General features: G+C 72.8%; 20 protein-coding genes. 17 read left to right on the top strand and 3 right to left on the bottom strand.

The genetic code is table 11. The features are described 5' to 3' along the window. Positions 1 to 60 precede the first annotated feature (60 nt). The 6 genes from pepN to AC5L3Z_RS28210 all read left to right on the top strand — a co-directional run bounded on the left by pepN (position 61) and on the right by AC5L3Z_RS28210 (position 6097). Entirely contained in the window at positions 61 to 2577 is a 2517-nt protein-coding gene (gene pepN / locus AC5L3Z_RS28185) for an aminopeptidase N (RefSeq protein ID WP_494846280.1), read from the top strand. A 73-nt stretch (positions 2578 to 2650) separates the two neighbouring features. Then, entirely contained in the window at positions 2651 to 3247 is a 597-nt protein-coding gene (gene nadD, locus AC5L3Z_RS28190) for a nicotinate-nucleotide adenylyltransferase (protein ID WP_494846282.1), read from the top strand. A gap of 110 nt (positions 3248 to 3357) precedes the next feature. Beyond that, the gene (gene rsfS, locus AC5L3Z_RS28195) at positions 3358 to 3756 is read left to right on the top strand and encodes a ribosome silencing factor (RefSeq protein ID WP_334533980.1); all 399 of its coding nucleotides are present in this window, start codon (positions 3358 to 3360) and stop codon (positions 3754 to 3756) included. Further along, positions 3753 to 4382, top strand: a complete 630-nt coding sequence (locus AC5L3Z_RS28200) for a histidine phosphatase family protein (RefSeq protein ID WP_494846284.1) — start codon at positions 3753 to 3755, stop codon at positions 4380 to 4382. The genes rsfS and AC5L3Z_RS28200 overlap by 4 nt, the downstream gene beginning before the upstream one ends. Positions 4383 to 4430: 48 nt before the next feature. Then, a complete protein-coding gene (locus AC5L3Z_RS28205; protein ID WP_494846285.1) occupies positions 4431 to 5291 on the top strand; it encodes a DegV family protein in 861 nt (286 codons plus the stop codon). Positions 5292 to 5335: 44 nt separating this feature from the next. Beyond that, on the top strand, positions 5336 to 6097 hold the full coding sequence (locus AC5L3Z_RS28210; RefSeq protein ID WP_494846286.1) for an SDR family NAD(P)-dependent oxidoreductase: 762 nt from the start codon (positions 5336 to 5338) through the stop codon (positions 6095 to 6097). A 287-nt stretch (positions 6098 to 6384) separates the two neighbouring features. On the opposite strand, the gene AC5L3Z_RS28215 is transcribed toward AC5L3Z_RS28210, so the two are convergent. Next, positions 6385 to 6573 carry a hypothetical protein gene (locus AC5L3Z_RS28215; protein WP_494846288.1) on the bottom strand — a complete coding sequence of 63 codons (189 nt, stop codon included), beginning with the start codon at positions 6571 to 6573 and terminating at the stop codon, positions 6385 to 6387. A gap of 394 nt (positions 6574 to 6967) precedes the next feature. On the opposite strand from AC5L3Z_RS28215, the gene AC5L3Z_RS28220 reads away from it, so the two are divergent. The 4 genes from AC5L3Z_RS28220 (at position 6968) to AC5L3Z_RS28235 (ending at position 11814) form a co-directional block, all read left to right on the top strand. Beyond that, the gene (locus AC5L3Z_RS28220; protein ID WP_494846289.1) at positions 6968 to 7834 is read left to right on the top strand and encodes a ComEA family DNA-binding protein; all 867 of its coding nucleotides are present in this window, start codon (positions 6968 to 6970) and stop codon (positions 7832 to 7834) included. Continuing rightward, positions 7831 to 10227 carry a ComEC/Rec2 family competence protein gene (locus AC5L3Z_RS28225; protein ID WP_494846290.1) on the top strand — a complete coding sequence of 799 codons (2397 nt, stop codon included), beginning with the start codon at positions 7831 to 7833 and terminating at the stop codon, positions 10225 to 10227. Before AC5L3Z_RS28220 ends, AC5L3Z_RS28225 begins: the two co-directional genes overlap by 4 nt. Before the next feature lie 136 nt (positions 10228 to 10363). Next, positions 10364 to 11344, top strand: a complete 981-nt coding sequence (gene holA, locus AC5L3Z_RS28230) for a DNA polymerase III subunit delta (RefSeq protein ID WP_494846319.1) — start codon at positions 10364 to 10366, stop codon at positions 11342 to 11344. Continuing rightward, a complete protein-coding gene (locus tag AC5L3Z_RS28235; RefSeq protein WP_494846291.1) occupies positions 11341 to 11814 on the top strand; it encodes a hypothetical protein in 474 nt (157 codons plus the stop codon). Before holA ends, AC5L3Z_RS28235 begins: the two co-directional genes overlap by 4 nt. 197 nt (positions 11815 to 12011) lie before the next feature. Here the strand turns inward: AC5L3Z_RS28235 and AC5L3Z_RS28240 are convergent, their stop codons facing one another. Together AC5L3Z_RS28240 and rpsT are read right to left on the bottom strand one after the other, a co-directional pair. Further along, positions 12012 to 12221, bottom strand: a complete 210-nt coding sequence (locus tag AC5L3Z_RS28240; protein ID WP_494846293.1) for a hypothetical protein — start codon at positions 12219 to 12221, stop codon at positions 12012 to 12014. A 115-nt stretch (positions 12222 to 12336) separates the two neighbouring features. Beyond that, positions 12337 to 12603, bottom strand: coding sequence for a 30S ribosomal protein S20 (gene rpsT, locus AC5L3Z_RS28245; RefSeq protein ID WP_334533953.1), 267 nt, complete (start codon positions 12601 to 12603; stop codon positions 12337 to 12339). Between the two features lie 277 nt (positions 12604 to 12880). On the opposite strand from rpsT, the gene AC5L3Z_RS28250 reads away from it, so the two are divergent. The 7 genes from AC5L3Z_RS28250 to AC5L3Z_RS28280 all read left to right on the top strand — a co-directional run bounded on the left by AC5L3Z_RS28250 (position 12881) and on the right by AC5L3Z_RS28280 (position 19832). Beyond that, on the top strand, positions 12881 to 13417 hold the full coding sequence (locus tag AC5L3Z_RS28250; RefSeq protein ID WP_334615311.1) for a DUF4240 domain-containing protein: 537 nt from the start codon (positions 12881 to 12883) through the stop codon (positions 13415 to 13417). Positions 13418 to 13555: 138 nt separating this feature from the next. Next, positions 13556 to 15430 (top strand): translation elongation factor 4, encoded by a 1875-nt coding sequence (lepA, locus tag AC5L3Z_RS28255; RefSeq protein WP_494846295.1) that lies wholly within the window; start codon positions 13556 to 13558, stop codon positions 15428 to 15430. Between the two features lie 308 nt (positions 15431 to 15738). Continuing rightward, positions 15739 to 16026 (top strand): GlsB/YeaQ/YmgE family stress response membrane protein, encoded by a 288-nt coding sequence (locus tag AC5L3Z_RS28260; protein WP_494846297.1) that lies wholly within the window; start codon positions 15739 to 15741, stop codon positions 16024 to 16026. Positions 16027 to 16224: 198 nt separating this feature from the next. Continuing rightward, on the top strand, positions 16225 to 16512 hold the full coding sequence (locus AC5L3Z_RS28265; protein WP_494846297.1) for a GlsB/YeaQ/YmgE family stress response membrane protein: 288 nt from the start codon (positions 16225 to 16227) through the stop codon (positions 16510 to 16512). 220 nt (positions 16513 to 16732) lie between these two features. Further along, a complete protein-coding gene (locus tag AC5L3Z_RS28270; protein ID WP_494846298.1) occupies positions 16733 to 18022 on the top strand; it encodes a sugar ABC transporter substrate-binding protein in 1290 nt (429 codons plus the stop codon). After that, a complete protein-coding gene (locus AC5L3Z_RS28275; protein ID WP_494846299.1) occupies positions 18019 to 19005 on the top strand; it encodes a carbohydrate ABC transporter permease in 987 nt (328 codons plus the stop codon). The genes AC5L3Z_RS28270 and AC5L3Z_RS28275 overlap by 4 nt, the downstream gene beginning before the upstream one ends. Then, positions 19002 to 19832: a carbohydrate ABC transporter permease gene (locus tag AC5L3Z_RS28280; protein WP_334527987.1), complete on the top strand. Its 831-nt coding sequence runs from the start codon at positions 19002 to 19004 to the stop codon at positions 19830 to 19832. Before AC5L3Z_RS28275 ends, AC5L3Z_RS28280 begins: the two co-directional genes overlap by 4 nt. The last annotated feature ends 80 nt before the right edge of the window (positions 19833 to 19912 follow it).

The following is a 19912-nucleotide window of genomic DNA, read 5'->3' on the forward strand; positions in this document are numbered from 1 at the left end:
CCTCCATCACCATGCGTTCACGACAGGCCCGTCCCGGGCCCCGTCGGGCAGGATAAGCGGATGCCGAGCCTGACCCGTGTAGAGGCGACCGCGCGTCGCGAGCTGATCACCGTCGAGTCCTACCAGGTGGACCTCGACCTGACCGGTGGCGGCGAGCGGTTCCGCTCGACCGTCACCATCCGGTTCCGGGCCACCGCCGGCGCCGAGACCTTCGCCGAGGTCAAACCCGCCCGACTGCTGGCGGTCCGCCTCAACGACCGCGACCTCGACCCGGCCTCGCTGGTCGACAACCGGCTGCCGCTGACCGGGCTGGCCGAGGAGAACGCGCTCACCGTCACCGCCGAGATGGCCTACTCGAACACCGGCGAGGGGATGCACCGCTTCGTCGACCCGGCCGACGGCGAGACCTACCTCTACGCGATGTCCTTCCTCGACGACGTGCAGCGCCTCTACGCCGCCTTCGACCAGCCCGACCTGAAGGCCCCGGTCACCCTGTCGGTCACCGCCCCGCCGGAGTGGACGGTCGCGGCCAACGGGCAGCTCGCCGCCAGTCCCCGGCCGGGGCGCTGGGAGTTCGCCCCGACCGCCCCGCTGGCCACGTACCTCGTCTCGCTGATCGCCGGCCCCTGGCACGTGCGGCGGGACTCCCACGACGGCATCCCGCTCGGCGTCTACTGCCGGCGCTCCCTCGCCGCCCACCTGGACGCCGACATCGACGAGATCCTCACCGTCACGAAGCAGTGCCTCGACCGCTTCCACCAGCTCTTCGACGAGCGCTACCCGTTCGGCAAGTACGACCAGGCGTTCGTGCCCGAGTTCAACGCCGGCGCGATGGAGAACCCGGGCCTGGTCACCTTCCGGGACGACTACGTCTTCCGCTCGGCGGTCACCGACACCCAGCGCGAGCAGCGGGCCACCACCATCGCCCACGAGATGGCGCACATGTGGTTCGGTGACCTGGTCACCATGCGCTGGTGGGACGACCTGTGGCTCAACGAGTCGTTCGCGGAGTACCTGGGCACCCGGGTCACCGCCGAGGCGACCCGCTTCGAGCGGGCCTGGACGACCTTCGCCATCCGCCGCAAGGCCTGGGGCTACACCGCCGACCAGCGCCCCTCGACCCACCCGGTCGCCCCGGAACAGGTCACCGACGCCGCCGAGGGCCTGCTCAACTTCGACGGCATCTCGTACGCCAAGGGCGCCAGCGTGCTGCGGCAACTGGTCGCCTGGCTCGGCGACGAGACCTTCCTGGCCGGCCTCAACGCCCACTTCGCGGCCCACCGGTTCGGCAACGCCACCCTGGCCGACCTCCTCGCCGCTTTGAGCACCGCGAGCGGCCGGGACCTCACCGACTGGGCGGAGCGCTGGCTGCGCCGAGCCCAGGTCAACACGCTGCGGATGGAGACGGCGGTGGACGCCGACGGCCGCTGGACCACCGCAGCCGTGGTGCAGACCGCTCCGGCGGCGCACCCGGTGCTGCGTCCGCACCGCATCGGCGTCGGCCGGTACGCGGCCGACGGCTCGGCGCGGCGGTTCGACGTGGCTCTCGACCCGGACGCCGACAAGGGCCGCACCGAGCTGACCGAGCTGGTCGGCGAGCAGGCCACCGGCCTGCTGCTGCCCAACGACGGCGACCTGACCTTCGCCAAGATCCGCCTCGACCCCGCGTCCGTGGACGCGGTGCCGATGGTGCTGCCGGGGCTGGACGACCCGCTGGCCCGCGCGCTGCTCTGGGCCGAGGCGCTGGACGCGGCGACCGACGGGGAGCGGCCGGTGGCCGGACTGGTCGGGTTGATCGCGGCGGCACTGCCCGCCGAGACCGAGGTGATCATCGCGGAGCAGGTGCTGACGCTGAGCCGCCGCCTGATCGACCGCTACCTCGACCCGCTGGCCCGGGAGGCCGCCCTGCTCCGGGTCGCCGGGGCCTGCGCCGCGCTGCTCGCCGGGGCGCCGGCCGGCGGGTCGTTGCAGCTCGCCGCGGCGCGGGGCCTGATCGCCGCCAGCACCGACACCGGACTGCTCGCCGGCTGGCTGGCCGGTGCCGGCGTACCGGAAGGGTTGGCGGTCGACGCGGACCTGCGCTGGTCGCTCCTGCTGCGCCTGGTGGTGCTGGGCGCGGCCGGTGAGCCGGAGATCGCCGCCGAGGCGGCCGCCGACCGGAGCGCCACCGGGGCGGAGCGGGCCGCGTGCTGCCGGGCGGCGCTGCCGGACGCCGCCGCGAAGCGGGCCGCCTGGGAGATCGTGACCACCAGCACCGAGTTGTCCAACCGGCTGGTCGAGGCGACCGCCGAGGGCTTCTGGCAGCCCGAACAGGCCGCGCTGACCGCGCCGTACGTCGAGCGGTACTTCGCCGACATGCCGGCCGCGGCGCGGCTGCGTACCGCCTGGGCGGCCGACCAGGTCACCATCCTGGCCTTCCCTCGCTACGCCGTGGCGCAACCCACCCGGGAGCTGGCCGCGGCGCTGCTGGCCCGCGACGACCTCACGCCCGGGCTGCGCCGCTGGGTGAAGGACCTGGACGACGACCTGCGCCGCGCGTTGGTCGCCCGGACGGCGGTGGCCGCCGCGTCCGCCTGACCGGGGCCCGCGGGATGGGACGGTCCGGCGGCCCGCACCAGGGCGCCGGCCGTCCCCGGCCTACGATCGTCGGGTGGAGGAAGACATCCGGCGGATCGGGATCATGGGCGGGACCTTCGACCCGATCCATCACGGGCACCTCGTGGCGGCCAGCGAGGTCGCCGACCGGTTCGGCCTGGACGAGGTCATCTTCGTGCCGACCGGTCAGCCCTGGCAGAAGGCCGACGAGCCGGTCAGCCCCGCCGAGGACCGCTACCTGATGACGGTCATCGCCACCGCCTCCAACCCGCGTTTCCAGGTCAGCCGGGTCGACATCGACCGCGGTGGCCCCACCTACACCGTCGACACCCTGCGCGACCTGCACGCGCTCTACGGCCCGAAGGTGCAGCTGTACTTCATCACCGGCGCCGACGCGCTGGAGCGGATCCTCTCCTGGAAGGACCTGGACGAGATCTTCGAACTGGCCCACTTCATCGGGGTCACCCGGCCCGGGTTCGAGCTCTCCGACAAGCACCTGCCCGCCGACACGGTGAGCCTGGTGCAGGTGCCGGCGATGGCCATCTCGTCCACCGACTGCCGGGCGCGGGTGGCCCGCGGGGAGCCGGTCTGGTACCTCATCCCGGACGGTGTGGTGCAGTACATCGCCAAACGGCGCCTCTACCAGCAGTGAATCCGGCTGATATGCGAGTTTCTGTCCGGGTAATCGACCAGAACTGACAAGTCGTCTCCCCGCCGGGTGTGAGACCCTTGGAGGGTCGCACGGTTGATCGAAGGAGAACGGTGACAGTTTCCGAACGCGCTCACGAGCTGGCGATGGCCGCCGCCCAGGCCGCTGCCGACAAGAAGGCACAGGACATCGTCATCATCGACGTGGGCGACCAGATCGCCATCACCGACGCCTTCCTGGTCGCCTCGGCCCCCAACGAGCGTCAGGTGCTGGCCATCGTCGACGCCATCGAGGAGCGGCTGCTCGAGCTGCCGGAGAAGGCCAAGCCGGTCCGCCGCGAGGGCGAGCGGGGCGGCCGCTGGGTGCTGCTCGACTACGTCGACATCGTGGTGCACGTCCAGCACACCGAGGAGCGCGAGTTCTACGCCCTCGACCGGCTCTGGAAGGACTGCCCGCAGATCCCGTTCGTCGACCGGGACCTCGTCGAGGCCGACGCCTCCGCCGTCGAATGACCCGTCTGATCGTCTGGCGGCACGGCAACACCGACTGGAACGCCGGCGGCCGGGTGCAGGGGCAGACCGACGTCCCGCTCAACGACCTGGGTCGAGAGCAGGCCCGGGGCGCGGCGCCGCTGCTCGCGGCGCTGCGTCCCGACGTCATCGTCGCCTCCGACCTCAGCCGGGCCGCCGACACCGCCGCCGCGCTCGCGCAGCTCACCGGTCTTCCGGTCCGCACCGACCCCCGGCTGCGCGAGCGGTACTTCGGCCGGTGGCAGGGGCTCGCCCTCACCGAGGCCGCCGCCCGCTACCCCGACGAGTACGCGCGCTGGCGGGCCGGTGACCCGGACCCGGGCGCCGAGATCGAGACCCTCGACGACCTGGGCAAGCGGGTCGGGGCGGCGTTCCAGGACGCGGCCGACCTCGCCCCCGGCGGCACCGTGGTGGTGACCACCCACGGCGGCGGGGCCCGGCAGGGCGTCGGCCACCTGCTCGGCTGGGACCACGCCGTGCTGCGCAGCGTCGGGTCGCTCGCCAACTGCCACTGGTCCGACCTGCGGCACGACGACGCCCGGGGCTGGCACCTGCGCGCGCACAATGTCGGCCTGATCACCCAGCCGGCGCTGACCGAGCCGGTCTGAGTCCTCCGGCCCGGGCGTCCGGCCCGGACATCGGCTAGCGTGCCGGGCATGCCCGTCGCGGTCGTCACCGACTCCACCGCCTACCTTCCGCCCGAGCTGGTGCAGGCGCACCGGCTGACCGTGGTGCCGCTGACCGTCGTGCTCAACGGCGCGGAGGGGCTGGAGGGGGTGGAGACCTTCCCCGCCGACGCGACCCGGGTGCTCAGCGGCCGGCGGGTCACCGTCAGCACCTCCCGCCCCGCCCCGGAGCAGTTCGCGCGGACGTACCGCGAGCTGCTGGCGGCCGGCGCGGACGGGGTGGTGTCGGTGCACCTGTCGGCGGAGCTCTCCGGCACGGTCGAGGCGGCACAGCTCGCCGCCGCCGAAGTCGGCGACCGGGTCACGGTGGTCGACAGCCGCGCCACCGGCATGGCCCTGGGCTTTCCGGTGCTCGCCGCCGCCACGGCCGCCGGCTCCGGCGCCGACCTGGCCGGGGTACGCGACGCGGCGCTGGCTGCCGTGGCCCGCACCACCATCTGGTTCTACGTCGACACGCTGGAGTTCCTGCGCCGGGGCGGCCGCATCAACGCCGCCGAGGCGCTGCTCGGCACCGCCTTCTCGGTGAAGCCGATCATGCACATGCCGGACGGGGCGATCGTGCTCCGGGACAAGGTCCGCACCGCCAGCCGGGGCATCGCCCGGCTGGTCGACCTGGCCGTCGAGGCGGCCGGCGAGGACGACGTCGACCTGGCGGTGCACCACCTCGCCGCGCCGCAACGCGCGGAGCAGCTCGTCGAGGCGCTGACCGCCCGGTTCGGCGACCGGCTGCACCAGATCCACGTCACCGAGGCCGGTGCGGTGGTCGCCGCCCACGCCGGGCCCGGTTTGGCCAGCGTGGTCGTCCACCGGCGTTCAGATCCGGCATCCTGAACCCTCGGGCCGGTCGCCGTGCGGCCGGCGGGAACGGGGGCGGCATGTCGTACGTGGTGACCGGCGGTGGCCGCGGGATCGGCCGCGCCGTGGTGGAGCGGCTGCTCGCCGACGGCGGCCCGGTGGTGGTGGTCGAGCGGGATCCGGACGCCCTGGCCTGGTTGCCCGCGCACCCCGCCGCCGACCGGCTGGCCCCGGTCGTCGGTGACGCGGCCGACGAGCGGGTCGCCGGGCGGGCCGCGGACCTGGCCGAGGGCTTCGCGCCGCTGGCCGGCTGGGTCAACAACGCGGCGGTCTTCCGGGACGCCTCCGTGGAGTCCGCGACGGCGGTCGAGGTGTGGGAACTGATCGGCCTCAACCTGCGCCCCGCCGTGGTCGGCGCGGCGACGGCGGTGCGCCGGTTCCTCGCCGCCGGCACCGGTGGCGCCGTCGTCAACGTCTCGTCCCACCAGGCCCGCCGACCGGTGCCGGGCTGCCTGCCGTACGCCACCGCCAAGGCGGCCGTCGAGGGGCTGACCCGGGCGCTGGCCGTCGAGTACGGGCCACGGGGGATCCGGTGCAACGCCGTCGCGCTCGGCTCGATCGTCACCGAACGGCACCTCGCCTTCCTGGCCGAGCGGGAGCCCGCCGAGGCGACGTGGATCGGCACCCAGCTGGCCCGGCTGCACCCGATCGGGCGGCCCGGCCGGGTCGACGAGGTGGCCGACGCGGTGGCGTACCTGCTCTCCGCCACCTTCGTCAACGGCGTGACCCTGCCGATCGACGGCGGGCGGGCGGTGCTCGGCCTGGACCCCGAGGCGCGCTGACCCGGCCTAGCCCCGCTCAACCAGGCCCAACTAGCCGGCCTCTGAACCGGGGATTCCGTTGGGCGACCGCCCAGCCCCGCCCAGCCAGCGGCCCTCGGGCCGCCAGGGGGGAGGCCCTGGCGGCGGGGACACAGGACCGGTGACCTGACTGACGGGGTCCGGTGGTCCCCGCTCACTCCTGCCGGCTCGCCGGTGATCGGCCTTCCATGCGGACCTGGACAGGAAGAAGCGCCGCCCCCCGGGTGGGAACGGCGCTGCTGAACGGCGGGAACCTAGGCTGGTCTGCCTCAGTCGTCCTCGCGCATGATCTGGTCGAACTCCTGCGGCGTGATCATGCCCAGGCGGAGCATCCGGGCGTGCGCCGCGAACTTGCCAGCCTTCTTGTGGACGGGCAACTGCCCCGGCGTCGCCAGCCCGGCGCGGACCATCATCGCCTCGAACTCGTACCTGACTTCCTTCGGGTTCCCCATATCCATCCGATGATCATGGCCGATTCAGGGCTTCAACACATCCCACAGACGGTCAACTGGCCGCCTCTCTGCATGAAGAAGACTCAACACCGTGGCGGATGGAGGTGACCTGGGTCTAGGGCAGTAAGGCCGTCACCGTCATGGTGCCGAATGCCAAGATCAAGTCGAGCCGTTGGCGCTGTGGCCGACGCCGTGTCGTGTCTGCCCTCCGCCACCTTCGTGAACGGGGCGACCCTGAGGGTCGAGCGAGGGTGAGGGATGCTTGGCCTGGACCCGCGGCCCGCTGACCCGCGCCTAGCACAACCGCGCATGATCAGGCGGTTGTCCACAGGGCGACGGCTCGTCCACAGCCGACGATGATCGGGCGGCGACGGGGCCGGGTCCCACCTAGGTTCGCCTCGTGTCAGACGACGAGGAGACGATGGTGCGCCGGCGGCTCTTCCGCCTGGTCGAGGCGGTGTGGCCGGAGGGCGGGGCGGAGCCGTTGCCTTCCGCTCCGTCGCCACTCGCCGCTCCGTCGCCGCATGCCGCTCCGTCGCCGCACACCGCTCCGTCGCCGCACTCCGGCCGGGCCGTCGACGCGACGTCACGGCCGGGGGCCGGCGAGGCGGCGCCCACCTCGGCGGGGTCGCTGCTGCCGGGGCCCGGCGCCTTCGACCCGGGCCGCCGTGGAGTGCGTGCCCTGGCCGCCGTCGCGGTGGTCGTGGTGCTCGGTGCCGGGTTCTGGGCCTGGCGGTCCCGGCCCCAGGCGGAACCGGTGGCCCCCGCCTCGGCGGTCTCGATGGCCGGGCCGTCCACCGCGGCGCAGGCGGCCACGACGCCGGGCGGCGAGCTGGTGGTCGCGGTCGCCGGCAAGGTCCGCCGCCCCGGGCTGGTCCGGGTGCCCGCCGGCGCGCGGGTCGCCGACGCGGTGCAGGCGGCCGGTGGGGCGCTGCCCGGGGTCGACGTGGCGCTGCTCAACCCCGCCCGGAAGGTGGCCGACGGCGATCTGATCCTGGTCGGTGTCGCCGCGCCGCCCGGCCAACCCGCTGCGCCCGGCGGTCCGCCGGCCGTCGGCGGGGCACCCGGGCCGGGTGGCCTGCTCAACCTGAACACCGCGACGCTGGCGCAGCTCGACGCCCTTCCCGGCGTGGGTCCGGTGCTCGCCCAACGCATCCTGACCCACCGCGACCAGCAGGGCGGCTTCCGGTCGGTCGGCGATCTGCGCCAGGTCGACGGCATCGGCGACGCCCGGTACGAACAGCTGAAGGACCTGGTGACGGTGTGAGGCGGGCAGTCGCGCCGGACGGGCCCGGCAGCCAGCCCACCGAGGACGTTCCCGACCTGCGGTTGGCCGGGCTGGCGGTGGCGGCCTGGCTGGCCGCGCTGGCCTGCCTGCACCTCACCGCCCCGGTCGCCGCGCTGCTCGCGGCCGTCGCCGCGGGGCTCGCCGGGTTGCTCGGCGCGCACCTGCTCGGGATCCTCGGCCGACCCGCCGCCCCGACCCGCCGGTACGGCTGGATCGTCGCGGCGGTGCTGATCGGCGTGGTCTGCGGCGCCAGCGCCACCGCCGCCCGGCTGCACGTCCGGGACGCGGCCCCGCTGCGCGGCCTCGTCGACGAGCGGGCCCGGGTCACCGCCGAGATCGTCGTGCGCGACGATCCCCGCCCGGTGCGGGGCGTGCCCGGTCGTCCCACGACCCTGCTGGTCGCGGCCGAGCTGGTCCGGCTCACCGGCCCGGACGGCCGGCGGGTCGGCGGACCGGTCCGGGTGCTGGTGCTCGCCACCGACCCGGCCTGGCGGGGCCGGCTGCCGGGGCAGCGGCTCACCGCCGAGGGCCGGCTGACCGCGCCGCGCGGCGGCGACCTCACCGCCGCGGTGCTGACCGTGGCGGGCCCGCCGGTGCCGCACGGGCCTCCGCCGTGGCTCCAGCGGGCCGCCGGCACGCTCCGTGCGGGGTTGCAACGGGCCTGCGCGCCGCTGCCCGACGAGCAGGGTGGTCTGCTGCCCGGCCTCGTGGTCGGCGACACCAGCCGGCTGCCGGCGACGGTCGAGGAGGACTTCCGGGCCACCGGGATGACCCACCTCAACGCGGTCTCCGGGTCCAACGTCGCCATCGTGGTGGGTGCGGTGCTGCTGCTGGCCCGCTGGGCGCGGGCCGGTCCGCGGGCCGCCGCCCTGCTCTGCGTACTGGCGCTGGTCGGCTTCGTGGTCCTGGTCCGTCCGTCGCCGAGCGTGGTGCGGGCCGCCGCGATGGGCGCGATCGGGCTGGCGGCGCTCGCCGCCGGGCGCGGCCGGGCGGCGTTGCCCGCGCTGGGCGCGGCGGTGACCGTCCTGGTGCTGGTCGACCCGGAGTTGGCCGGAGATCCCGGCTTCGCGCTCTCCGTGCTGGCCACCGGCGGTCTGCTGTTGCTGGCGCCGGGGTGGCGGGACGCGCTGCGGCGGCGGCGCGTACCGGTGGGGCTGGCGGAGGCGTTGGCCGTCCCGGCGGCGGCGCAGCTCGCCTGCGCACCCGTGGTCGCCGGCCTCTCCGGGACGGTCAGCCTGGTCGCCGTACCGGCGAACCTGCTGGCCGTGCCGGCCATCGCGCCCGCCACGGTGCTCGGTGTGGCGGCGGCGGCCGTCTCCCCGGTCTGGCCGGCTGGTGCCGAGTTCGCCGCCTGGCTGGCGAGCTGGCCGGCGTGGTGGCTGGTGACGGTGGCCCGGGTCGGCGCGCGCCTGCCGGCGGGCACCGTGCCCTGGCCGGGTGGGGTGCCGGGCGCACTGCTGCTGGCCGGGCTGACCGTGGCGCTGCTGGTCGCCGCCCGCCGTCCGGTGGTCCGCCGCCTGGTGGCGGTCGGCACCGTCGCGGTGGTCGTCGGCACGCTGCCGGTCCGGCTGGTCGCCAGCGGCTGGCCGCCGCCCGGCTGGGTGCTGGTGGGCTGCGCGGTGGGCCAGGGGGACGCCCTGGTGCTGCCGGTGTCGGCCGGTCGCGCGGTGGTGGTCGACGCCGGCCCGGAGCCCTCCGCCGTGGACGGCTGCCTGCGCCGGCTGGGCGTACGGGAGGTCACGCTGCTGGTGGTGAGCCACTTCCACGTCGACCACGTCGGCGGGGTGGCCGGGGTGTTCCGGGGTCGGCGGGTGGCGGCCGTGCTCACCCCGGCGCTCACCGAGCCGGCGACCGGACGGGAGTTGGTCACCGGGGTGGCGGCCGGGGTGGCCGAGGCGCGACCGGCGACGGCCGGCTGGTCGTACCGCGCCGGTGGGGTGGAGTTGGCCGTCGTCGGGCCGCCGTACCCGATGCGGGGCACCCGGTCCGACCCGAACAACAACTCGGTGGTGCTCCGGGCCGTGGTGGCGGGGGTGCGCATGCTGCTCGCCGGGGACGCCGAGACCGAGGAGCAGCGCGCCCTGCTCGACCGGCTCCCGCCCGACGCGCTCCGCGCCGAGGTGCTGAAGGTGGCCCACCACGGCAGCGCCTACCAGGATCCCGCGTTCCTCGACGCGGTGCGGCCGGCCGTCGCGGTGGTGCCGGTCGGCGCCGGCAACGACTACGGGCACCCGAGCCCGTCCATCCTGGCCCGGCTGTCCCGCGGCGGCGCCCGGGTGCTGCGGACCGACACCGACGGGGACGTGGCCGTGGTGACCGGGCGGCACGGGCTGGCCGTGGTGGCCCGGGGCCAGGCGCCCGGACGGCGCTGAGCGGACACCCCGGATCGATCCAAATTACTCCATTAGGCGGCGCAATCTCGATAAATGTCTGGATTTGCGCTGACTGCGGGGTGCGCCGTCACAGCCGCCGATGACCAGGCACGATCCCGCAGTGGACCGTGCCAAGATGGGCGACGTGACCGCCGCCAGCCTCGCCCCCATTCTGCTCGTCCTCGGCGACGAGGAGTTGCTCGCCACGCGTGCGGTGACCGAGGCGGTGGCGACGGTGCGCGGCGTCGACCCGAACGTGGACGTGCGGGAGTACCAGGCCGGGCAGCTCACCGTCGGCGAGATCGCCGAGATGCTCAGCCCGTCCCTCTTCGGCGGGCGGCGGGTGCTCGTGCTCCGCGCCGCGCAGGACGCCCGCAAGGACCTGGTGACCGCGCTGCTGGCGTACGCGAAGAATCCCGACCCGGACGTACAGCTGGTGGTGCTGCACGTGGGTGGCGCCAAGGGCAAGGCGTTCGCCGACGGCCTGAAGGCGGCCGGCGCCACCGTGGTGCCGGCGGCGAAGCTCAAGGGGCACCGGGAACGGGTCGCCTTCGTTCGCGACGAGATCCGCCGGGGCGGGGGGAAGTGCGGCGACGACGCGGCCGAGGCGTTGATCGCCGCGGTCGGCACCGACCTGCGGGAACTCGCCGCCGCCTGCTCCCAGCTCATCGCCGACACCGACGGGCGGATCGGCGCCGACACGGTGGCCCGCTACTACCGGGGACGGGTCGAGGTGACCGGCTTCACGGTCGCCGACGCGACCATGATCGGCGACGTCCCGGCGGCGTTGGAGGCGTTGCGCTGGGCCCTGCACGTCGGGGTGGATCCGGTGCCGATCGCCGACGCCCTCGCCGACGGGGTGCGCACGGTCGCCCGGGTCGCCGCGGCCGGCCGGGGCGACCCGTACCAGCTGGCCAGCACGCTCGGCATGCCGGCCTGGAAGATCAAGAACGCCCAGCAGCGGGCCCGGGGCTGGACCCCGGAAGGTCTGGTCGAGGCGATGCGGGCCGCCGCCGAGTGCAACGCGGCAGTCAAGGGCGGCGCGGACGACCGGGCGTACGCGTTGGAGAAGGCGGTCTTCTCGGTCGCGGCCGCCCGGCGGGGCGGCGCCCGGTGACCGGACCCACCCGTACGGCGTGGAGCACCGTGCCGAGCGAGGAGGAGCGGTATCGGCCGCTCTACGCCCGGGCGCTGGGGCTGCGCTTCGTCAACCCGGGTGGGGTGCTCTGCTTCCTCTTCTTCGAGGGCGCCGTGGCGCTCGCCGCGCTGCTCGCCCTGGCCGAGCTGGTGAGCTGGTGGACCGTGGTCGTGCTGCCCGTCGCCGTGGCCGCGATGGTCAAGCTCAACGACGTGGTGGCCGAGTGGGTGGTCCGCTCGGCGGCGCTGGTGCCGGAGCAGGAGCGGGACCGGTTCCGGCGGCAGATGGAGCCGGTGGTCGGACGGGCCCGGGTGCCCCGGACCGTGCCCGGTGTGGTGGTTGCCACCGAGCCGCCGCGCGTCCCGGCATGGGAGCGGCAGCAGGCGCGAGGGCCGTCGGAACCGCGCCGGCCCGCCGGCCCGGACGGCCGCCCCGCCGACCGCCCCTGACCCGATCCACCCCGACCCGGCCTGCGGTCGAGGCGTGACGGGTGCGTCCGAGCGCCGGGCGCCGCACCGCCTGCGGCCCCCGCACGCCGCGCCGCCTGCGACCGCGCCGCCTTCCATGATCACGCTGGATCCGCGCCCCGCCATCCGAGATCACGCTAAATCCAGGAAGTAGTGGCTTCCCCGCGGGTCCGAGGCCACTACTTCCTGGATCCAGCGCGATCTTGGCGGGTGGCACCGCGGCGGGGCGCGGGTGGTCGGATGCGGCGTGGTGTGTCCGGGCGCGCCAGTACCAGCGCCAGCGCCAGCGCCAGTACCAGCGCCAGCGCCAGTACCAGCGCCAGCGCCAGTACCAGCGCCAGCGCCAGCGCCAGTACCAGCACCAGCGCCGGTACCAGCACCAGCGCCAAGGGGCGCCAGTGCGGCGGCGGGCGCGGGGCGGGGACCCGTCCAGCGCCGAAGGTGGACAGGCTGAAGCCCCGGGCGTCGGCCCGGGGCTTCAGGTTAGGTCTGTGGTCGCTCAGGTCAGACCGAGAGCGAGCCGACGCGCTTGGCGATCGCCGACTTCCGGTTGGCCGCCTGGTTGGCGTGGATGACGCCCTTGCTGGCGGCCTTGTCCAGCTTACGGGCGGCGTCACGCATGAGAACGGTGGCCTTCTCGGCGTCACCGGCCTCCGCAGCCTCGTTGAACTTCCGGATGGCGGTCTTCAGCGACGACTTGACCGACTTGTTACGCAGCCGGCGCTTCTCGTTCTGCCGGTTGCGCTTGATCTGGGACTTGATGTTCGCCACGCGACAGCCTCGTCTTGATAGCTCGGTTTGGTCTGCTTCCGCGCGCGACGAGCAGGGTTCATCGCTGCGCGAAGAGCCAGGTTACCAGGTCGGCCGGGACGAGCCAAAACGGCTCGGCCCCGGCCCGCCGGGCGAGCGCCGGCCCACCGCTGAACCGGTGGTGCGCCGCACCCTCAGGAGAGACCGAGGGTACGGGTGGCTCGGCGCCTCGACGGCCGCCCACCACTCCGGCGCTGCCGGCCGGCGCCCGGCCCGAGGTCTGCCAGACTGCGAAGCCATGAGGACCGACGACTTCTGGCAGTTGATCGACCGCGCGCGGGCCGGCGGCGGGGGCGAGCCGGGCGCGGTCGCCGCCCGGGCCGTCGCCCTGCTCGCCGAGCGCGATCCGGAGGACATCGTCGGGTACGCCCACCACCAGGCCCGGGTGCTCGCCGCCTCGCACAAGGCGGATCTGTGGGGAGCGGCGTACCTGATCAACGGCGGCGTCTCCGACGACGGTTTCCACAGCTTCCGGGGCTGGCTGATGACCCAGGGGCGGGAGGTCTTCGCCCGCGCGGTCGCCGCCCCGGACTCCCTGGCCGAGCTGCCCCGGGTGCGTGCCGCCGCGCTCAGCGGCGAGGAGTTCTCCGCGGCGGAGATGCTGGCGGTGCCGTGGGACGCGTACCGGAAGGCCACCGCGACCGAGCTGCCCGGTGACCGCGACCCGGTGCCCGTGCCGGACCTCAACGACCTGTGGGACTTCGACGACGAGGGTGAGGCCCGGCGGCGGCTGCCGAAGTTGGCGGCGCTCTTCGTGGAGCCACCCGAGGAGTGAGCCCGGGGGGAGTGCGTCCGGGGCGGGTCGCGGCACCCGAGGAGTGATCGGACCGTGTCCGGAGCGACGTGGGAGCATAGAGGGGGCCGGCGTCGCGCCGGCCCGCTCGCTCACCTCAGCCGACCAGAACGGACCGCTGTGCCACCGACGCTCGATCCCGGCGCTCACGCTCCTGGTGCCACCGACCCGGCGCGCATCAGGAACTTCGGCATCATCGCCCACATCGACCACGGCAAGTCGACCCTGGCCGACCGGATGTTGCAGCTCACCGGCGTGGTCGACCCCCGGCAGATGCGGGCGCAGTACCTCGACCGGATGGACATCGAGCGCGAGCGCGGCATCACCATCAAGAGCCAGGCCGTCCGGATGCCGTGGACCATTCGCGAGGGCGACCGCACCGGCGAGCAGGCCGTGCTCAACATGATCGACACCCCGGGCCACGTCGACTTCACCTACGAGGTCTCCCGCTCGCTGGCCGCCTGCGAGGGCGCGGTCCTGCTGGTCGACGCCGCGCAGGGCATCGAGGCGCAGACGCTGGCCAACCTCTACCTCGCGCTCGAGAACGACCTGCGCATCATCCCGGTGCTCAACAAGATCGACCTGCCGGCGGCGCAGCCGGAGAAGTACGCCGAGGAACTGGCCCACCTGATCGGCGGGGACCCGGCCGACTGCATCCGGGTCTCCGGCAAGACCGGCGAGGGCGTGCCGCACCTGCTCGACGAGATCGTCCGGCAGTTCGTCCCGCCGGTCGGCGAGGCGGACGAGCCCGCCCGGGCCATGATCTTCGACTCGGTGTACGACGTGTACCGGGGCGTGGTCACCTACGTCCGGGTGATCGACGGCCGGATCAGCGCGCGCGACCGGATCAAGATGATGTCCACCGGCGCCGTGCACGAGCTGCTGGAGATCGGCGTCATCTCGCCGGAGATGGTGAAGGCCGACGCGCTCGGTGTCGGTGAGGTGGGCTACCTGATCACCGGTGTGAAGGACGTCCGCCAGTCCCGGGTCGGTGACACGGTCACCATCAACTCGCGGCCGGCGAAGGAGGCCCTGGGCGGCTACAAGGACCCGAAGCCGATGGTCTACTCCGGGCTGTACCCGATCGACGGCTCCGACTACCCCAACCTGCGTGAGGCGCTGGACAAGCTCAAGCTCAACGACGCCGCGCTCGACTACGAGCCGGAGACCTCGGGGGCGCTCGGCTTCGGCTTCCGCTGCGGCTTCCTCGGCCTGCTGCACCTGGAGATCATCCGGGAGCGGCTGGAGCGGGAGTACAACCTCGATCTGATCTCCACCGCGCCGAACGTGGTCTACCGGGCCATCACGGAGGACGGTCAGGAGATCGTCGTGACCAACCCGAGCGAGTACCCGACCGGCAAGATCGCCGAGGTGTTCGAGCCGGTCGTGCGGGCCACCGTGCTGACCCCGAACGACTACGTCGGCGCGGTGATGGAGCTCTGCCAGGGCCGCCGGGGCACCCTGATCGGCATGGACTACCTCTCCGCCGACCGGGTGGAGCTGCGCTACACGCTTCCCCTCGCGGAGATCATCTTCGACTTCTTCGACCAGTTGAAGAGCCGGACCAAGGGCTACGCCTCGCTGGACTACGAGCCCTCCGGCGAGCAGGCGTCCGACCTGGTGAAGGTCGACATCCTGCTGCACGGCGAGCCGGTGGACGCGTTCAGCGCGATCGTGCACAAGGACAAGGCGTACAACTACGGGGTCACGATCGCCGCGAAGCTGCGCAACCTGATCCCGCGCCAGCAGTTCGAGGTGCCGATCCAGGCCGCCATCGGCAGCCGGGTCATCGCCCGGGAGACCATCCGCGCCATCCGCAAGGACGTGCTCGCCAAGTGCTACGGCGGTGACATCAGCCGTAAGCGCAAGCTGCTGGAGAAGCAGAAGGAAGGCAAGAAGCGGATGAAGATGGTCGGCCGGGTGGAGGTCCCGCAGGAGGCCTTCATCGCCGCGCTCTCCTCCGACGGCGACGCCAAGGCGCCCGGCAAGAAGTAGTTCCTCCACCGCCACGACGAAACGGCCGGCGCCCCGTACCCACGGGACGCCGGCCGTTCGCCGTGCGCGCTCCCAACGGTCGTACGGATGAATTTCCCCGGTGTTCGGCGGGCCGTCGCCCGGCGCTCGCGTACCCGCCTGAGCTGCGCGGACGCCCCGACGGGCAGCAACCGACGCGATATCGGAGCATCGACGTCGGACGACAGCGATGGTGATGAGTCGGTTTGGATTTTCGGCGGTTCGGGCATCTACCGGTCACGACAGGAACCACACACATCGTGTGACTCATCTTGAGGAGGAGGGCGACCGTGGAGCTCACCGTTTGGGGCATCATCACCGCCATCGTTGTTGGTCTCATCGTCGGCGCTCTGGGCCGCCTGGTCGTGCCGGGCCGCCAGAACATGCCGATCTGGCTGCACATGCTGATCGGCGTCGGCGCCGCGCTGCTCGGTACCGTCCTCGCCCGGGCGGTGGGCATCGCCACCGAGACCGCCGGTATCGACTGGGGCGAGCTGCTGGTCCAGGTCGTGCTCGCGGCCATCGCCGTGGCCCTGGTGGCCGGTGTGGGTCGTCGCCGCAGCGTCACCCACCGGTAATCGCCGCACCGCACGCTCAGCGGGCGCTCGTTCCCCTCGGGGGGCGGGCGCCCGCTCGCGTCCGCCCCGCTCCGGGCGGTTGGGAGGAGTATCCCCGATCGTTCCCGAAGTCGGTTTGGACCTTCCCGGGTACGGGAATCTATCGATCACGACAGCAACCACACATCGTGTGACATACCTACCTGAAGGAGGACGGTCGTGGAGCTCACCGTCTGGGGCATCATCACCGCCATCGTCGTTGGTCTCATCGTCGGCGCTCTGGGCCGCCTGGTCGTGCCGGGCCGCCAGAACATGCCGATCTGGCTGCACATGCTGATCGGCGTCGGCGCCGCGCTGCTCGGTACCGTCCTCGCCCGGGCGGTGGGCATCGCCACCGAGACCGCCGGTATCGACTGGGGCGAGCTGCTGGTCCAGGTCGTGCTCGCGGCCATCGCCGTGGCCCTGGTGGCCGGGGTGGGTCGTCGCCGCAGCGTCACCCACCGGTAGTTCGCGCCAACTCGCTTCCCGCGGGCGTCCGACCCTCAGGGGTCGGGCGCCCGCTCGTGTCCGCCCCGAGCGCTGCTCACCGGCTCCGCCGTCCCCGCGCCACGCGCCCTCGGCTGCGATACGGTCGCCTCGCCCCGACGCCCCCCTGTCGTAAAGGAATTTTTCCTACTAGGGTGCGGCAGAGAAGGTTAGTGCCAGACGGGCGCGAGGGAGATATGGCGTGAACAGGTGGAAGCGGCTGGCCCCGGTCACCGCCGTCGTGGCCTCGGCCGCGATGGTGCTCACCGGGTGCGGTGGCTCCGGCGACGACGAAGCCGCCGACAAGAGCAAGCTGACGGTCTGGATGATGGGCGAGGGGAGCGACGCCCAGACGAAGTTCCTCGACGGCGTCGAGACCGAGTTCCGGCAGAAGCACCCCGACACCGACGTGGTGGTCCAGTACATCCCCTGGCTGGAGGCGCCGAAGAAGTTCCAGGCGGCGCTCGCCGGCGGTGAGGGCCCGGACGTCACCGAGCTGGGCAACACCGAGACCCAGGGCTGGGCGGCCCAGGAGGCGCTCGCCGACGTCACGCAGAAGATGTCCGGCTGGGCGGAGAGCAAGGACATCCTGCCGGACCTGGTGAAGAACGCCCAGCTCGACGGCAAGCAGTACGGCGTCCCCTGGTACGCCGGCGTCCGCGGCATCTACTACCGCACCGACTGGTTCGCCGAGGCCGGCGTGAAGACGCCGACGAACTGGGAGGAACTGGTCGCCGCCGCCAAGGCCGTGCAGGCCAAGAAGCCGGGCACCTACGGCATCGCGCTGCCGGGCAACTCCGAGCTGCCCTTCTACTCGTTCCTCTGGGGCGCCGGCGGCGAGATCGCCACCAACCAGGGCGGCACCTGGAAGTCCGGCTACACCAGCCCGGAGGCGCAGAAGGCGGTCAAGTTCTGGACCGACATGGTCACCGTGCACAAGGTCGCCCCGCCGGCCGCCGCCGGCTGGAACGAGATCGACGCCCGCACCCAGTTCGCCACCGGCAAGGCCGCGATGGCCTTCGCCGGCAGCTGGCAGGGCGGCGCCATCAAGAAGGACAACCCCGACATCGAGAAGGTCTGGGGCACCTTCCCCATCCCCGGCCCGGACGGCAAGCCGGCCCCGGCCTTCGCCGGAGGCTCGGACATCGCCCTGTGGAAGGACAGCAAGAAGCAGGACCTGGCGTGGGACTACCTCACCGTCCTGCTGAACAAGAAGAACGCCAAGACCTTCGCCAGCAGCCTGAACTTCTTCCCGGTCTACTCCGACCTGGTCAGCGGCGGCGAGTACGCCAACGACAAGATCATGGCGGCGTTCGCCACCACCCTGCAGAACACCAAGGTCACCCCGCTGACTCCGAAGTGGGTGGAGGTCAGCCGCACCAAGACGGTGACCCAGGCGATGAACAGCTCGGTCATCAAGGGTCAGAAGACGGTCGAGCAGGCCACCGCCGACGCGGCGGCCGAGATGGAAAGCATTCTCAACGCCAAGTGAGCACCCTGACCAAGGCCACCGGGACGGCCGCCGCGCGGGAGACCCCCGCGCGGCGGCGGTCCCGCGTGGACCGCCTTCCGTACCTGCTCCTGCTGCCGTGCCTGCTGGTCATCGGGGTGCTGCTGCTCTGGCCGCTCGGCCAGGTGGTGGCGATGTCGTTCTACAAGCTGGACAGCGTCCGGCAGTTGCGCGGCGACCGCGAGTGGCCGTGGGTGGGGCTGGCCAACTACACCCAGATCCTCGGCGATCCGTTCTTCCGTACGGTGCTGCGCAACACGGTGCTCTTCGCCGCGGCGAACGTGGTGCTGACGATGATCCTGGGCACCCTGGTCGGGCTGCTGCTCAACCGGTTGGGCCGGAAGATGGCCACCTTCGTCGCCAGCTGCGTGATGCTCGCCTGGGCCACCCCCGCGCTCACCGGCACGATCGTCTGGAAGTGGATCTTCGACGACACCAGCGGCCTGGTCACCTGGCTGTTCAACGCGCTACCGGACGGGCTGTCGACCGCGCTCTTCGGGCGCAGCGACTGGACCGGGTACGGCTGGTTCAACTCGCCGCTGCTCTTCTTCGCCATCCTCACCCTGGTGGTGGTCTGGCACTCGTTCCCGTTCATCGCGGTGAGCGTGCTCGCCGGGCTCAAGAGCGTGCCGAGCGAACTGCACGAGGCGGCCCGGGTCGACGGGGCCGGCCCGTGGAAGGTCTTCTGGCGGATCACCTTCCCGCTGCTCCGGCCGGTCTTCGGGATCCTGATCGTGCTCTCCACGATCTGGGACTTCAAGGTCTTCACCCAGCAGTTCGTGCTGGCCGGCGGCACCCAGGACCGGCCGACGTTCATGCTCTCCATCTACTCGTACGCCGAGGCCTTCTCGCCGCCCCCCAAGTACGGCGTGGGCTCGGCCATCGCGGTCATCCTCACGCTCATCCTGCTGGTGGTGACCGGTCTCTACGTCCGCATGGTGCTCAAACAGGAGGACGAGTCGTGAAGAAGATCGCCCTCAACGGCGCGGGCCTGCTGGTGGCCCTCTTCGCGGCGTTCCCGGTCTACTGGATGATCGCCACGTCGCTGAAGCCGAACCAGGAGATCTTCTCGGCGACACCCCGCCCGGTGCCGGCGGAGCCGACCCTGGCGCACTACCGGGAGATCCTCACCGGCAACCTGATCCCCGGCGTGACCTTCGCCGACTTCTTCCTCAACAGCGTCCTCGTCGCGGTGAGCACGGTGCTGCTCAGCGGCCTGGTGGCGCTGCTGGCCGCCACCGCGGTGGCCCGGTTCCGGTTCCGGCTGCGGACCAGCTTCCTGATCATGCTGCTGGTGGTGCAGATGATTCCGCTGGAGGCGCTGGTCATCCCGCTCTTCCTGATGATCCAGCGGCTCGGCCTGTACAACACCCTGCCCAGCCTGATCCTGACCTACCTGGGCTTCTCCCTGCCCTTCGCGGTCTGGATGCTGCGCGGCTTCGTCGCCGCCGTGCCCAAGGAGCTGGAGGAGGCGGCCGCGATCGACGGGGCCAGCCGCGCCCAGACCTTCCGGCGGATCCTCTTCCCGCTGGTCGCGCCCGGCCTGGTGGCGACGAGCATCTTCTCGTTCATCACCGCCTGGAACGAGCTCATCTTCGCGTTGACCTTCGTCAACGACCAGGACCGGTACACCCTGCCGGTGGCGATGACCTTCTTCTTCGGGCGGGACGACACCGCCTGGGGGCCGGTGATGGCGGCCTCGACGCTGTTCACCCTGCCGGTGATCATCTTCTTCCTGCTGGTGCAGCGCCGGATGGTCTCCGGTCTGGTGGCCGGCGCCGTCAAGGGCTGAGGCGCGGCGAGGGTCCCGCGTCGACGCCGGCGGCGGGGCCCGCACCGCGAGCCCGCCGCAAGATCCACAGGACGCCGACG

This window comes from Micromonospora sp. LZ37, from assembly GCF_059359015.1.